The sequence below is a fragment of the Vibrio marinisediminis genome, from assembly GCF_014050145.1.
GTDB classification, from domain to species: Bacteria; Pseudomonadota; Gammaproteobacteria; order Enterobacterales; family Vibrionaceae; genus Vibrio; species Vibrio marinisediminis.
Genome location: NZ_JACFYF010000010.1, coordinates 96,937 through 111,856, shown reverse-complemented (window position 1 = coordinate 111,856; position 14,920 = coordinate 96,937). Strand labels below are relative to the sequence as shown.

Annotated in this window: 13 protein-coding genes; all 13 read right to left on the bottom strand. The window is 46.0% G+C overall.

The window, feature by feature from the left end; translation table 11 throughout:
• Nucleotides 1–23 precede the first annotated feature (23 nt).
• Complete coding sequence (locus tag H2O73_RS15220) at nucleotides 24–1,844, bottom strand: flagellar hook-length control protein FliK (protein WP_182109721.1); 1,821 nt, start codon at nucleotides 1,842–1,844, stop codon at nucleotides 24–26.
• A gap of 163 nt (nucleotides 1,845–2,007) precedes the next feature.
• Nucleotides 2,008–2,457, bottom strand: coding sequence for a flagellar export protein FliJ (gene fliJ, locus H2O73_RS15215; RefSeq protein WP_182109720.1), 450 nt, complete (start codon nucleotides 2,455–2,457; stop codon nucleotides 2,008–2,010).
• 7 nt (nucleotides 2,458–2,464) lie between these two features.
• Nucleotides 2,465–3,787, bottom strand: coding sequence for a flagellar protein export ATPase FliI (fliI, locus tag H2O73_RS15210; protein ID WP_182109719.1), 1,323 nt, complete (start codon nucleotides 3,785–3,787; stop codon nucleotides 2,465–2,467).
• Nucleotides 3,787–4,587: a flagellar assembly protein FliH gene (gene fliH / locus H2O73_RS15205; RefSeq protein ID WP_182109718.1), complete on the bottom strand. Its 801-nt coding sequence runs from the start codon at nucleotides 4,585–4,587 to the stop codon at nucleotides 3,787–3,789. The genes fliI and fliH overlap by 1 nt, the downstream gene beginning before the upstream one ends.
• 27 nt (nucleotides 4,588–4,614) lie before the next feature.
• The gene (fliG, locus tag H2O73_RS15200; protein ID WP_182109717.1) at nucleotides 4,615–5,670 is read right to left on the bottom strand and encodes a flagellar motor switch protein FliG; all 1,056 of its coding nucleotides are present in this window, start codon (nucleotides 5,668–5,670) and stop codon (nucleotides 4,615–4,617) included.
• On the bottom strand, nucleotides 5,663–7,408 hold the full coding sequence (gene fliF, locus H2O73_RS15195) for a flagellar basal-body MS-ring/collar protein FliF (RefSeq protein ID WP_182109716.1): 1,746 nt from the start codon (nucleotides 7,406–7,408) through the stop codon (nucleotides 5,663–5,665). The genes fliG and fliF overlap by 8 nt, the downstream gene beginning before the upstream one ends.
• Before the next feature lie 14 nt (nucleotides 7,409–7,422).
• A complete protein-coding gene (gene fliE / locus H2O73_RS15190) occupies nucleotides 7,423–7,734 on the bottom strand; it encodes a flagellar hook-basal body complex protein FliE (protein ID WP_182109747.1) in 312 nt (103 codons plus the stop codon).
• Nucleotides 7,735–7,832: 98 nt separating this feature from the next.
• Nucleotides 7,833–9,239: a sigma-54-dependent transcriptional regulator gene (locus H2O73_RS15185; protein WP_182109715.1), complete on the bottom strand. Its 1,407-nt coding sequence runs from the start codon at nucleotides 9,237–9,239 to the stop codon at nucleotides 7,833–7,835.
• A gap of 1 nt (nucleotide 9,240) precedes the next feature.
• Nucleotides 9,241–10,281: a sensor histidine kinase gene (locus tag H2O73_RS15180; RefSeq protein ID WP_182109714.1), complete on the bottom strand. Its 1,041-nt coding sequence runs from the start codon at nucleotides 10,279–10,281 to the stop codon at nucleotides 9,241–9,243.
• Between the two features lie 133 nt (nucleotides 10,282–10,414).
• Entirely contained in the window at nucleotides 10,415–11,881 is a 1,467-nt protein-coding gene (locus H2O73_RS15175; RefSeq protein WP_182109713.1) for a sigma-54 dependent transcriptional regulator, read from the bottom strand.
• A 251-nt stretch (nucleotides 11,882–12,132) separates the two neighbouring features.
• Nucleotides 12,133–12,543, bottom strand: a complete 411-nt coding sequence (gene fliS / locus H2O73_RS15170; RefSeq protein WP_182109712.1) for a flagellar export chaperone FliS — start codon at nucleotides 12,541–12,543, stop codon at nucleotides 12,133–12,135.
• Between the two features lie 11 nt (nucleotides 12,544–12,554).
• Nucleotides 12,555–12,878 carry a flagellar protein FliT gene (locus H2O73_RS15165; RefSeq protein WP_182109711.1) on the bottom strand — a complete coding sequence of 108 codons (324 nt, stop codon included), beginning with the start codon at nucleotides 12,876–12,878 and terminating at the stop codon, nucleotides 12,555–12,557.
• The gene (fliD, locus tag H2O73_RS15160; RefSeq protein WP_182109710.1) at nucleotides 12,862–14,901 is read right to left on the bottom strand and encodes a flagellar filament capping protein FliD; all 2,040 of its coding nucleotides are present in this window, start codon (nucleotides 14,899–14,901) and stop codon (nucleotides 12,862–12,864) included. Before fliD ends, H2O73_RS15165 begins: the two co-directional genes overlap by 17 nt.
• Between the last annotated feature and the right edge of the window lie 19 nt (nucleotides 14,902–14,920).

Sequence of the window (14,920 nt, the reverse complement as noted above, 5' to 3'; positions counted from 1 at the left end):
AATTCCATGCTTATCGGCATAGTCTAAGCGTAATAACTGATTCCATCACGCTTTGATGCCACATTCAAATCAAGTTTGACGTCCGGTTCAAGGTTTTCTTCACCTGTTGCGCGTTGATTGCTGCTACCTTGACCAGATCCACCTTCACTTGAGGTGGCATATTGTCTTTGCTGCTGACCGGATGCTTGCTGTTGTACCGATGTATCACCAAGTTGCAGTCCCTGTTGCGCCAACATCTCTCTTAATCGAGGCATGGCTTGTTCAACAATATCGCGAGCCTGCTGGTTTGCCACGGTAAAGTGTACTGTCGCATTATCACCATTCATATTCATGCGGATCTGCATACGCCCCAACTCGGGTGGGTCGAGACGAATATCAATATTTTTTAAGTTTTTTGAAAGCATCATTTGGATGCGTTCTGATACCTGCTCGCTTGCCATTTCACGGTTAAGTTGCATAGCCGGTTGCGGCTGCGCAGTTTGCTCTGCACGAATTTGTCCGTTCACTCCGGTTTGCCCCGCGGCTTGGCTCAATTGCTGAGCAAAAGAAGCTTCGCTGCCATTGCCAGTTTCATTTTGTTGTGTCAGCTGACCTAGCGTCGCTGCGGCTTTAGCGCCTAAACTGGCTTGTAGCATCGCGTTGTCAGGCTTAACGGCTGGAGCAACATTCGCTTGTAGTTGCGCTGCCGCCGACAAATCCATAGGCGTGGCTGGTGTCAATGCACTGGTGTTGGCATTGGTTGAAGGCGTGACCTGGCTAGTATTGGCATTTTGCGTTTGAGCTGCCGTCAAACTGGCTTGTAATTGTTGATTAGTCACAGGTTTACTTGCTTGTTTGTGTAGCAACTCATCACCTGTGAGTTTCTCACCATCAACCGTTTGAGTTGCTGCGGTTGACGTTTGCCATGCGATAGCCGCGGGTTGAACCGCTTCTTCTGCTAGCTCACCAACCGATTCTTCCGCCAATTCACCCATTTTAATGTCACTTTGAACAACAGTTGCCGCATCGGTATCCGTTGCTAAGGTCTCACTTGCTTGATCAGGCGTTACTTGTAGTGAGTTTGCATGCATTGGCGAGCTTTGAACTTGTGTTGTTGCCAGCTCTTTTCCATCTTCAGTCTCAATAACCGCTTGCTCAGAAGCCAACGTATCAGCCGCAATCAATTCAACCGCCTGCGGCGTTTGACCTTGTGTAACATCTCCCTCTACAGGTTGGCTGTCGCTTAGCGCAACGGCTTGCGGCGTTATCGCCATCTCTTCAGTTGGTGATGCTGCTAATGGCGCTTGCTCAGCTTGCTGCAGAGGCAAAGTGTTGCCGTCCGCTTGTTGTAATGCCTTGCTTGACTGCTCTAATCGACCAAGCAACTCTTCGCTTTCAGCGACAGTTTGTTCAACATCTGAACTCGAAAACGCCTGTTTATCTGCGTTTTCGATAAATTTTTCTAGTTCTTTAGGGATAGTGACGGCTTGCTCATCAACGAGTTGTTCGTTTTGACGTTGACCATCCGCCACTTTTTCGTCGCTACTCTTGTCAGCCTTCACCATCAGCTCTTCTTCACTAAGCTCTGAACTGACTTCACTTTCCGAGGCGTTTAATACTGCATCGGTGCTTTTTTCCGCAGTTGCATCAACGTTAACCGTGCCTTCTTCAACCGATTCTTCACCGTTTGACTCAGTAACAACGTCAGTCTTTTCAAGCTCAGCTTCGCTCTCTCCTTTGAGCATCGCAGTCAACTTTGCAAAAAAGCCTTCAGCTTCAGAAGTCTCATCCAACGAGGTCGCTTTATCGCTTCCCCCTTTGCTGAGCTTGGTTGCTTCTGTAGCCGATGTTAAATTTACATTCATGGTCACTGACTCGCTTTAAACTGACTAATCCAATCTGTGTTCTTACTAGACGTATCTCTACTCACACCCACCGATCATTTGCAGTTGGCGAGCAGATTGTCTTGTTCAAAAAAGAAACACTTAACTAGTTGCATTAGAAGCAATAATCGAGCCAATAACAGTCTTAACCTAGTCGATTCGAATGACGACGAGAAAACTGTAAGGTAGAAAACTCATCCATCTGTTTTTGCTCGCGGATATTTTCTAAACGTTGCTTCTCGGTTTGCTTTTTCTCAATCAACCATTCATAAGAACGGCGTTGCTTGCGGCACTCATGCCAGTGGATTTCACAGTTTTCAACTTGATCTTTAAAGTGAGATTCAGCTTGTTTTTGCTTCGACAAGGTATTGTCGAGAGTGGTAAGAAATCGGTTTAAATGGGTATATTGACTGGCAGTAAGCCCTTGCTTACCGCGATCAACTAACTGCTGGCAATAATCTAGACGGTACTTTTCAATCTGTTGTAATTGCTGGTAGTAACCATCAAGCTCAGTGCGTGCCTTATTCAGCGCAAGCACAGCTTGGTTTTCACGTTCTTTTGCCTGCTCCAGTAAAAAGCCAAGGGCATTATCCATAAGCTAATTACTCCCCTTTCAATAATCGACCAAGCATATTGACACACATGTCATATGGCACACTCTCTTTCATGCTCTGCTGTAAGAACATATCCAGCTTCGGCTTAAGCGTAAACGCACTATCGATCGCAGGATCAGTGCCGGGCTTGTATGCACCAATAGAAACCAAATCTTGGTTTTTACGGCAAATCGAAAGGACTTGGCGTACCGCTTTGGACATCAACACATGCTCATCCGTGGTAATTTGCGGCATGACACGACTGACCGACTTTTCAACATCAATCGCTGGGTAATGACCCGCATCCGCCATTTCGCGAGAAAGCACAACGTGACCATCCAAAATGGCGCGGGATGCATCAGCTATCGGGTCTTGTAAGTCATCCCCTTCCGTCAGTACGGTAAAGAAGGCGGTGATCGAGCCTTGCTCTGGGCTACCGTTACCCGCACGCTCTACCAAGGCTGGCAGTTTGGCAAAAACTGATGGTGGGTAACCTTTGGTTGCTGGCGGTTCACCAACGGACAGAGCAATCTCACGCTGCGCTTGCGCAAAACGGGTAAGTGAATCCATCAGCAGCAATACATCCAAACCTTGGTCACGGAAATATTCAGCAATGGTTAAAGCCGTTTGACAGCCTTTTAAACGCATTAAAGGAGATGAGTCGGCAGGCGCGGCGACAACCACTGAACGTTGGCGGCCATCAACACCTAAAATTTCTTCAATAAATTCTTTAACTTCTCGACCACGCTCACCAATCAAACCAACCACAACCACTTGCGCAGTGGTGCCTCGGGTCATCATACCCAGCGTGACCGATTTACCCACACCGGAACCAGCGAATAGACCAATACGTTGCCCTTTACCAACCGTCAGAAGACCGTTAATGGCTTTAAGACCAACATCGAGGGGCTCAGTAATAGGCTTACGTGATAATGGGTTGATGGGTTCAGCGTTAAATGAAGCGCGTTTCTCAGTGTAAATTGGACCTAGACCATCCAATGGGTTACCGACACCGTCAATAACTCGCCCAAGCAGCTCCATCCCCACAGGTAAACCGACATCACTGGTGAGAGGGGTAACTTTAGCCCCCGGTAGGACACCGGTAATTTGTTCACTAGGCATGAGAAACAGGTTGTCACCAGAAAAACCCACCACTTCGGCTTCCATTTCGCCTTTCATGGTTTCTACTGTGCATAAGCTGCCAATTGGCGCGCGACATCCGGTTGCTTCAAGAGTTAAACCAACCACACGAACCAACTTACCCGACGCAACAGGTCGACACGTTAGCCCTTGTGTTTTGTATTGGGAAAGGCGGTCAGCCAGTGCGAGCACTATTCACCACCTTGATAGCGGTTAACACCACAGAAGCTTTTCAACACGGTGCGAATACGCTCTTCCATGCGGTAATTAACACTCGACTCGCCCGCTTCAATCTGAACATCACCACGATTAAGCGCTGGCTCATCAAGCAATGTCCAATTACGGAATTCAAGCGACTCTTCACCATAAGAGGAGCGGATAATCTCAACGTCATCAGGGTGTAGTTTAAGAGTAATGGCGTGCCCAGAAACAGGCAGCGCTTCAACCGATTGTTTTATAGTATCTAATATTACTTGTGGGTTGGTTTGTACCTCAACATGGACCACCTCTTTGACTAAGGTCAGTACCATGTCGACCAATTGTCTCTCCACTTGGGCGTTCATTAACTCAAGTGGTTGGGCAAACTGGTTGGCTAAACCAACAAAGGTTTGTACTTGCTGTTGAATAAACTCTTGCCCTGCGGCAACGCCTTCAATTTTGCCTGACTCTAGACCTTCTTGTTGGCCTTGTTCAAAGCCTTGTTGTTTGCCTTTCTCATAACCTTGTTTAAAACCCGCTTCCTGACCTTGCAGTAAACCTTCCTGATGCGCTTGTTGCTTGATCAGTTCAATTTGCTCTTCGGTCAGTTCTAGCGGTGCTTCTTCCTCAGGCTCGGAGAAGTTTGGCATCCACGCAGGATCGTAATTCATTGCTGTTTCACGAGCATGAGCATGCTTTTCCGGCGTGTAGTCAGGTAAGCCCCATTTTTGTGCCTTTTCGACTTGTTGATCGTCATCGAGACGCAAAAAGCCGCGTTTTCTCTCACCCGACATGATTATTCACCTTGCAACAGCAATAAATTATAAGAATTCGTCCGCACCACCAGAAAGCATAAGTTCGCCGGCATCAGCCATACGACGTGCAATCGCCAGTACTTCTTTTTGCGCCGCTTCAACATCAGAAACTTTGATTGGCGGCATCGCTTCGAGATCATCCCGCATCATCTCAGCAGCACGTTTCGACATGTTCTTGAAGATCTTATCACGCAAGCCATCATCCGCACCTTTGAGTGCACGCTGTAGGACATCTTGTGGAACGTCACGCAGCAGCTTTTGAATACCTTGGTCGTCCACTTCGATAAGGTTCTCGAAGACAAACATAAGATCTTGAATTTGGGTCGCCATGTCTTCGTCTTGGTCGCGAATTTGCTCCATCAAGACGCCTTCGACGTTGTTGTCCATGTAGTTCATGATCTCGGCTGCTGCTTTCAAGCCGCCAATTTTGGCCGCTTGTGCACCCGCTTGACCAGCAAACTGCTTCTCCATGATTTCATTCAACTCAGCCAATGCTGATGGTTGAACTTCTTCAAGGTTAGCGATACGCATCATCAAGTCTAAACGGTCACGTTCAGCAAACTGTGACAGAATTTCCGCTGACTGATCCGGTTCAAGATACGACAATACAATGGTTTGAATCTGTGGGTGTTCATTGATAATGATGCTTGCCACTTGGCGTGGATCCATCCATTTCAATGAATCAAGACCTTTAGACCCCGTACCCAATAGAATTTGGTCAACTAGGTTGTTGGCTTTGTCTTGCCCTAATGCGGCAACAAGGGTATTACGCATGAAGTCTTCACTGCCCATACCGATGTTGGTGTATTTCTGAATATCTTCCAAGAAAGCACGGTGAACCGCGCCAACTTTGTCTTGGCTCAGATCAGCGGCGCGCGCCATTGCGCTACCAACGCGCTGAACTTGTTTTGGCTCCAAATGGCGAATGATACCTGCCGCGTCTTCCTCATTGAGGCTGAGCAACAAGATCGCTGCTCGCTCTTCACCAGGAATGGTTGAGATATCTACGGTAGCTTCAACAACTTCACCGCCTTGGGCTTGGGGTACGATTTCGTTAGCCATCTTTCATCCAATTCTTAACAACTTGCGCTGCTAGTTCAGGCTCGTTGGCCACTAGCGCACGTACAGCTTTCAATACGTCTTCATCTTTATGAAGATTTGGTAGATCAATACTTGAACCAAACTCGAATAGTTCGCCACCATCTAGGTCACCACCTATCAGACTGGTCTCACCATCCACACCAATAGGTAAACCGTCAGGACCGTACATCTGATCTTCTTCTTCCGCTGCTGGGTTAAGAAGTTTCTTCATTGCCGGGCGAACCAGTACCACAATCACGATAATGATCACTAAGGCACTTGCAAGCCAACGGACCCAATCATTGAAGTTTGGATGTTCCCAAATTGGCGCGTCAACAACCGCGTCCATTTCTGGTTCCGCAAATTGCATACTCAGTACATTGAGTAAATCTCCGCGAGCTTGACTAAAGCCCACAGCGCCAATCAGTACTTGGCGAATTGAATTTAAGTCTGCCTCAGACAGAGGTTGGTAAGTCGTTGTCCCCGTATCTGGGTTGACGATAGCGCGATTCTTAATCGCGACTGCCACCGTTTGGCGATTCACTACACCGGTTTGACGGCGCTCGTGGCTAATGGTGGTGTCTAATTCAAAATTACGCGTGGCTTCTTTATGCACTGAGCCTTGTCCCAGTACTGAGCCATCTTTCATCTGCGCGACATCCTGAGGAATGGATGCATCCGCGGGAGGTTGGTTGCTCAACGCACCCGGAACCCCAGCAACCACGTTGCCATTGTTGTAATCTTCTAGGGTATATTCACTGCGTGTAGCCGGTGTATTGGGATCAAAGCTCTTACGTGTTTGTTCTACCGCGCTGAAATCAAGTTCAATATCTACCTGCGCGGTATAGTTACCAAACCCTAGAATAGGGATCAGCACCGAATCAATTTTTTCACGCAATGCAGCTTCTTGCTTACGCTCTAATTCATGCTCTTTACGACGAGCCATAGAGGCTTCATCTTGCGAACCTGAGCTGAGTAATCGACCATGTTGATCGGTAACGGTGACTCGGTTCGGTTTCATCCCCGGAACCGCGCTCGACACCATATCAACTATAGAATCGACTTCTTCTTGTTTTAGGTTGTTACCCGATTTAAGCGTTAAGAATACCGAAGCGGAGGCTTCTTGGTTGTGACGTACAAAAACACTTTGCTTAGGCAATGCAAGCAGAACTCGTGCACGACGCACCTGCTTCATTTCTTCCATTGCTTTTGAAAGTTGGCGCTCTCTACTGAGCTTCAAACGTTCTAGCTCTAGACGTTGAGAAACACCAAAGCCCATATCTTGCAATAAGATATCATCACCAGCTTCCGTCGCTTGGTTTAATCCCGCTCGAGCAAGGTTCAGCTTCAAACTACTGTATTCGCTTGTGGGAACTAGAACGGTGTTACCTTCAAGTTTATAGTCGGTTTTTTGTTGATCGAGATGATCAAGAATGGGGATAAGCTCTTCGGTTTCATAGGCCCCAAGTGGACGCATTTCAGGTTCTTTAACCCAAAAGAAGAGCATCACAATCAATGCCACACAGATTGAAATAGACAGCACCAAAACGACTTGACGCATCAGGTCAAGGTCACCAACGGCTAAATCAAACTTAGAGCTACTTTTTTCATCTAAATCGGGATTTTGACCACCACCATCTAAATCATGGTGCGCGACAAGCGCACCGTCTGACGAAGAATCGGATAAGGCTAAATCTGTTGACTGGTTTTGTTCAGACACTGACGATACCTAAATTATACTGGCATATTCATCAATTCTTTGTACGACTCTACGAGCTTATTCCGTACTTGAATTGTAGCCTCAAACGCAACACTCGACTTGTTACGCGCAATCATGACATCGGACAATGAAACGTTCTCATCACCACGGTCAAAACGAGTTTGAAGATCACTAGAAGTCTTAGCAAGGCTATTGACGTTATTGATGGCATTGTTCAATAGATCTTTAAAATCAGCACCGACAGCTTGACCGGTTGCCGCAGGTTTGGTGTTGCCGGCTTCCAGCATCATCACCTGCATTTCATTATTAAAGCCATCTATTCTCATCATTACCTCAGAAGTCAATTCTTTGACTGCCAACTCCGTTATATTACTGACACTGCAAGCGCTATGCCATCAAGCTATTAACCTACGAAAATAGCACGTTAGTTTGGAATATCAATCCCCGAATCGCGCATTTTTGCGAGCTTATAGCGCAAAGTGCGTGGGCTGATCCCAAGCTTTTCTGCCATTTCTTTGCGGCGACCACCGCACTCAACTAAAGTTTCAAGAATGATAGCATACTCTTGATCCCTAAGTTCATTCCCCAATCCTGAGTGGCTTGCCAATACGTTCAACGGCTCAGCTTGCGCAACAGGTTTGATCGAAGGCACAACCACACTGCAGTTTTCAACCACTTGCTGCAAGCTAGTTGCATCTTGCCAGTCTAAACCTTCTAACAAGATATGTTCGCCGCTGATATGCCCGCTTTCACTCAAAATCAACGCACGTTGAATGACATTATCAAGCTCACGCACATTACCTGGCCATGGATAAGCAAGCAGCTTACTCAACGCTTCTTGGTTAAAAGTCGGTACTGGCATACCTTGTTTTTGGCAATGACGCTCAACTAGATGCTTGGCTAATGGCTCAATATCACCCTTTCGGTCGCACAAAGCTGGCCAAGCAATTGGGAATACATTTAAGCGGTAGTACAAATCTTCGCGGAAGTTACCTTCTTGTACATACTGCTTTAGATCACGGTTACTGGTTGCCAATACTCGCACATCCAGTTTGATGCTCTTACGGCTACCAAGGCGCTCCACTTCGCGCTCTTGTAAAACACGCAATAATTTAGCTTGTAAGCTGAGATCCATCTCGCTGATTTCATCGAGTAAGATTGTTCCACCTTGCGCTTGCTCGAACTTTCCTGGACACGCTTGCACGGCACCAGTGAATGCTCCTTTTTCATAGCCAAACAACGTTGCTTCCAGCATATTGTCGGGAATCGCAGCACAGTTGATGGCGATAAATGGCCCATCTTTACGATTTGATGCATTGTGAATGTAGCGAGACATCACTTCTTTGCCCGAACCACTTGGACCTAGCACCATAACATTGGCATCGGTTTTCGCCACTTTCTCAGCTAAAACCAGCAGCTTTAAGCTTTTCTCATCAGCTACCACCGCATCGCCATTGTCATCTGACTTCACCGGCGCATAACGGCTGACCATATTTAATAAAACTTCTGGGGCGAATGGCTTTGCCATATAATCAATGGCGCCATCTTTCATTGCTGAAACTGCATCTTCGATATTGGCGTAAGCTGTCATCAACAACACGGGTAAATTCGGCCAATGCTGTTTGATATTGCGTAATAACGCTAAGCCACCCATCCCTGCCATTTGAACATCAGAGACGACAATATCGACGGCGTTGGACTTTAACTTAACCAGCGCATCTTCAGCACTATCCGCTTCGAGCCATTCGTAGCCAGCTAGAGCTAAGGTATCGACGAGCGCTTCGCGTAGACCTTCGTCATCCTCTACGATAAGTACCTTGCTTTGAGCCATGTTATTCTCCAGTCGTGACTGATTGGTCTGAAGGTTGAGCTGACTTGCCTTCTAACGGTATACAAACCGTAAAGCAAGCACCGTCACCTTCTTCCGAAATGAGTTCTAGCCTTCCATCATGTGCGCGGCACACCATTTGCACCACCGCAAGGCCTAAACCCGTACCTTGTGAGCGAGTGGTGAAGAAAGGTTCCATAATTTTTTGTTGCAGTTCTTTTGGCACACCCGGTCCACTGTCTTGTACCGAGATTTTTAGTTCATCGTTAACGGGGCGGAAAAACACATCAAGTTGTGACTCTTTTCCTGCGATTTGAATGGCATTCATCACCAAGTTGCTTAACGCCGATGCAATCGCATTCGCATTGCCCATTAAGCGCGCCGACTCTTCTTCCACCTCTAAGCAATAATCGATGGCATTATTTTTAAGTGCACTTTCGACCATAGGTGAAAACTCTGCGACCAATTCGCCAATGGTAAACGGTTTCACAACCTTATTGTCACCACCCTTTGCAAAAAGAAGCATATCATTTACTTGCTTTTCAAGATCTTGTAGTCGATCAACTAACTTGCTTTGAAAACGTTCTTTCGTTGCTGGCGGTAAGTTTGGTGCACTCAAATTAGCAGCGTACAGCATAGCGCTCGACAATGGCGTGCGAACTTGATGCGCCAAAGAAGCCACCATACGACCAATAGAAGACAGACGCTGCAAGTCACTAATACGCGATTGTAATAAACGTGTTTCTGTCAGGTCGGTGATTAAAATAAGCTGGCCCGTTGTCGAGGCGGAGATTGCCAAGCGAACCTTGCATCCGTTACGCAAAGAGATTTCATGCCCATCATCTTCACGTGGTGCAAACGCCCACTGGATCACTTCAAACCATTTATGACCGACTAATGGGACTTCGAGTAAACGCTCCGCTTCAGGGTTAGCTTCTCTTACCACCCCTTGCGTGTCCAACAAGATCACCCCTGCCGGCATTACATCGAGAACTTGTTTATAACGCTCTACTTGTTCTTCCAAAGATCCTAAATGATTGTCCATCAATGACCAACTTACTCGCCGTTATTTTGCCTTAGATACTACAATGGCTTGGAATGCAAAAAGCAAGCCAAGCCATTTCTTATTCAAATACAACAACTTAATGCATAGTCATTATTTTGACATGGTCTAAAACCTATCGTTGCAAGTTGTACTTCCGCATTTTTTCAACCAGTGTCGTGCGGCGCATGCCTAGCATATCTGCTGCTCTTGCCACAATACCACCTTGCGCATCCAACGCTTGGTTGATCATAGCCACTTCAAGATCGGCTAGCATCTCTTTCAAGTTAACACCTTCTGGTGGTAGAGCTTGTGGAGCATTGTCACCACTAGGGAAAATATCCATATGGTCAGCACTGAAGTCATCAGAAAATATGTTCTGCAGAACGTCACGCTCTTGCTCTTCAATAGAAGCAACCGGGTTATATTCCGGCTGAAACTCTGGTATGTCACTGTAACGGTACTTGGTTGGCAAATGGTTAACATCCACCAAGCTGTTTGGATACAAGATGATCATCCGTTCGACCAAGTTAGCCAACTCACGAACGTTACCCGGCCAATCATGTTCCATCAGTGAATTGATCGAGCGAGGCGTAAAGCAAATAGGTTGTGCACCTTCTGCTTCCATACGCGTCATCAGCTCTTGTAACAGTAATGGAATATCTTCTTTGCGATCACGCAGTGCAGGCATTTCAATTGGGAAAACATTGAGACGATAGTACAAATCTTCTCTAAATGAGCTATCGCTAATCATTGTTTCAAGATTTCGATGAGTCGCCGCAATTACGCGTACATTAGCGCGAATAGTGTTATTACCACCCACACGTTCAAAGCAACGCTCTTGCAGCACGCGCAGCAATTTAACTTGCATCGGCATCGGCATGTCGCCTATTTCATCGAGAAACAGTGTGCCGCCTTCAGCCAGTTCAAAACGCCCTTTACGTGCAGTAATTGCCCCCGTAAACGCACCTTTTTCATGACCGAACAGTTCACTTTCTAGAAGATCCGGTGGAATTGCCCCGCAGTTAATGGGAACAAAAGGACCGCTACGGCGAGCTGAATGATAATGAATATTTCGTGCGACGACTTCTTTACCCGTACCAGATTCACCTAAGATCAGCACGTTCGCTTCAGTCGATGAAACTTGCTCAATCAAATGGCGAACTTCTTTAATGCCATGACTTTGGCCAACTAGGCTACGAAATAAGGTATTTTTACGCGCCGAAGAGACAACGTTAACCCCTTTGCGTCCAAGGAAATCACGGCAATGGCGCAGTGCTTCACTGAGCTGAGGGTAGTTCAATGGGTATGCAAGATCACCCACGTAGTTAGTGAGATCTTCGACAAACGGAAATTGGGAATTGGCGATTAGCAGTGGTATGTGGCTTGCGTTTAAAAGTCGCTCATTCAGTTTGGTCGCGTCTTCAGCCTTGTCAATCGAGCCGACAATACAACCAGACCAAATACCGGAAAGATCTAGCGAGTCGAGTTGTCCAGCACTAACGACTTCACACTGCTCGCCAACAAAATCTAAAATTGAAGCTAGATTTGTTTGTGCTTGAGCGTCGTCTTCAATGACCAGTAATTTTGCTAAGCCTTGCATAGATGAGAATGATTGCCTTTATTAATACTTGGATCTGCTAAAAAATTTGAAGTTCAATATTTATTTCGAGTAATTTTCAATCGACTTTCAAACGGTAATTTTAGCAACAGAAATTAGCCACTAGGCTTATTAGTGGCGTCTATTCTATTTGATAAAAAAAATAAGGCAACCAAGCAATTATATGGTGTGATGTTTACCCAAGGCTGATAGTTCTAAATAACTAATATCATTAACAAACCATTAATGAAAAATTACACACCAACTTCTTTGGCTGTAAGGTTATGAAACTCAGTTGGTATCTGATCCCACGCTGATTTTATCTCACGAATAATATCTATTACGTCATCTATCAACTGAGGGTCATTTTTGTGGTTGGCCGCAGTTATTTGTGTAACCATAAATTCGTATAATTGGTCAAGATTTTGCGCTATATCACCACCATCATCCATAGATAGGCAGCTGCGCAAGCTGATAATAATGTCCAAAGCCTTACCCAAACGCTCACCTTTAACGGGAATATTGCCTTGCTGCATAGCAGCTTTACCTTGGATTAAGCGCTCAATGGCACCCGCCATTAGCATCTGTACGATTTTATGCGGGGAGGCCGCACTGAGCTGGCTATCTACCGATACCTTCTTGTAAGCCTGTAATGAACCGCGCATAACTTTCCTCTTTATAAAAACTTTTTGTACTGCTGAACAGACTTATTGCCGTGTCGATATTTATACAAGGATTGACCTATAAGTTGGGTTTTCTCTTGCATCAATATGATCACTTTTTGCGTCTGATTAATTGCCGATTGCCAGTGCTCAGTCTGAGCTAATTGTGGCGACTCGTCTATTAAGCCCAAAAGACTCAGCAATAATTGTTCCCTTTTATCGACCAACTCGCTAATTTCTTCAGCATTAATGTCGACCGATGAAAGCTCTTTAGTAATAATGTGATCAATTTCACTTAAATTGACCACTTTGGTATAAAAATCATCCGCCAAATGCATTCATCATCCCTGCGAGTTGTTGCTGCATCTTACTGGTTGAGTCTTGCATTGCCGAAAATTTGGCGTGCGTACGCTTTTCTAACCCTTCCATTCGTCTATCGAGAGTGACTTGGTCATCTTGAATACGATAGTTACGTTCAACCAAACTTTTTTCACGTGTACGAAGAGCACCTTGCACACCGGTGATACCGTGAATTGCATCTTCGACTTTTTTAGCAAAACCTTCGTTACCACCAAAAAAATCTTCCAGCTTATTGAAGTTGTTGTTCAGTTGTTTATCGAGCATGTTGTAGTTTATTTCAAGCGTGCCCTGACGAGTGGTGGTGATACCAAACTCAGTCAGTGACTTTAGTTCCTCCGGAGCGGGATCAATGCTCGACGAGAAGACAGACTTAAGTCGAGAATCAGCACTGCGCACGACGCTATCCCCTGCGAGCGGACCTCTTTGACCTGAAACTGGGTCAACACTAGACAGATCTTTAGAAAGCTGATGGAACTGATTGTATGCGGCGACAAATTGCTCAATATCTTCACGTACTCCCTGACGGTTGTACTCAATATCTATTTCAGAGGCTTGTTTACCTGGCTGAGTTCGCCCTTTCAACGTCAGATCAACACCATCAATCGCGTTTTCAATAATGTTGTTATTGCTCGATAACTGGGCAACACCATCAAGCATCACTTTCGAGTCTTGCGCCGCTTGAACTTGGCTCATACCACCATAGGCATCAAATGAAGTCTGTGCCAATTTGAGGTCTTGCTGTGCCTTTTCAATGCGTTGTAAATAATCTCGTTGTTCCACAGGCAACAATTCCAACTTTGCCTGTTTTGCTTGCGCATCATTTAAATTACCCGCCGCTAATGCAGCGTCAATTTTGTCTATTTCATCTTTGTTTGCTGACTCTATCACCGCTTGCTCTGCTGCTAGCTTTTTATCTAGTGCCGCTTGCGCTTCCTTAGGCGTGACATAAGAGTCAGTCAATGTGCCTGATGCAGAATTGGTCCAACCCGGAACATCACCTGATTTCTCTAGTGCTTTGGCATCGAGTTCAGGTTCTGGCTCCCAATAAGAGTCAAGCAGTGTACCTGACGCCGTTTCTGTCCAACCAGGGATGCGGTCTTCCGGTTTGATGTATTTATTCGCCGCTTGCCCCGCACTTGCTGCGGCAGCTAACGCTTTATCAGAAATCGGGTTGGTGGGTGTAACGTCTTTAGCTGCATTAGGGTCGACAATCGTTGCCGCTTGTTTGGTTGCATCGGCAATTTCTTGGTCGACACTCCTTGCCGCATCAACATTTCGCTGCGCAATTCGGTCTGCGACTAACTGCTCTTGAGGGGTTAATGGGCTGAGTAACTCTTGCGCACTGGCTCGCGCTTTTTCCAAGTTGGAAACACGTTGTTCAAGAGTTTGGTATTCAAGTTGTTTTAAAGGGTTATTTGGCTGCGGTGACTTAACACTCATGCTTACCGAATTGTCTTGCCCTGACACTTCCGAAGCCACAATCAAACGAGGACCGTTTACATCGTTAATAACGGAAGCGCGCACTCCGGGATTACTTTTATCGCCATTAATACTGCGCACGATGTCAGGTAACTTGGAGTGCTCTTTTACATCCACAACAAATGATTTGTTGCCCATCGAAATTCGCAACTCACCAGCGCCAAATTTTACATCTTCAGGAAAAACATCTGAGGCAATTTTATGGCTCTGAGCAAGTTGCAATACATCGACAGCATAACGACCTGCGATCGCTTCAGTCGTGGCGGTTGCAGACACAACGGCATCATCAGTTGATTCTACCTTTCTTGCCGCAAACGCCTTTTCTTGGCGAAAACTCGCCATTAAATCTTTCATCGTATCCAGCGACTCTCTGAGTCGACCATAGGCACTGATACTGGAATCAATCTGGTTAAGCTCATTGTTAATACGTTGCTGCTTAGGGGCACGCTCCGCGTCAACAATTTTGCTTACCATGGCATTGATATCCATGCCAGTATTCATCCCTATCGGGCCTAAACTCATTCAATCACCTCAAAAAATA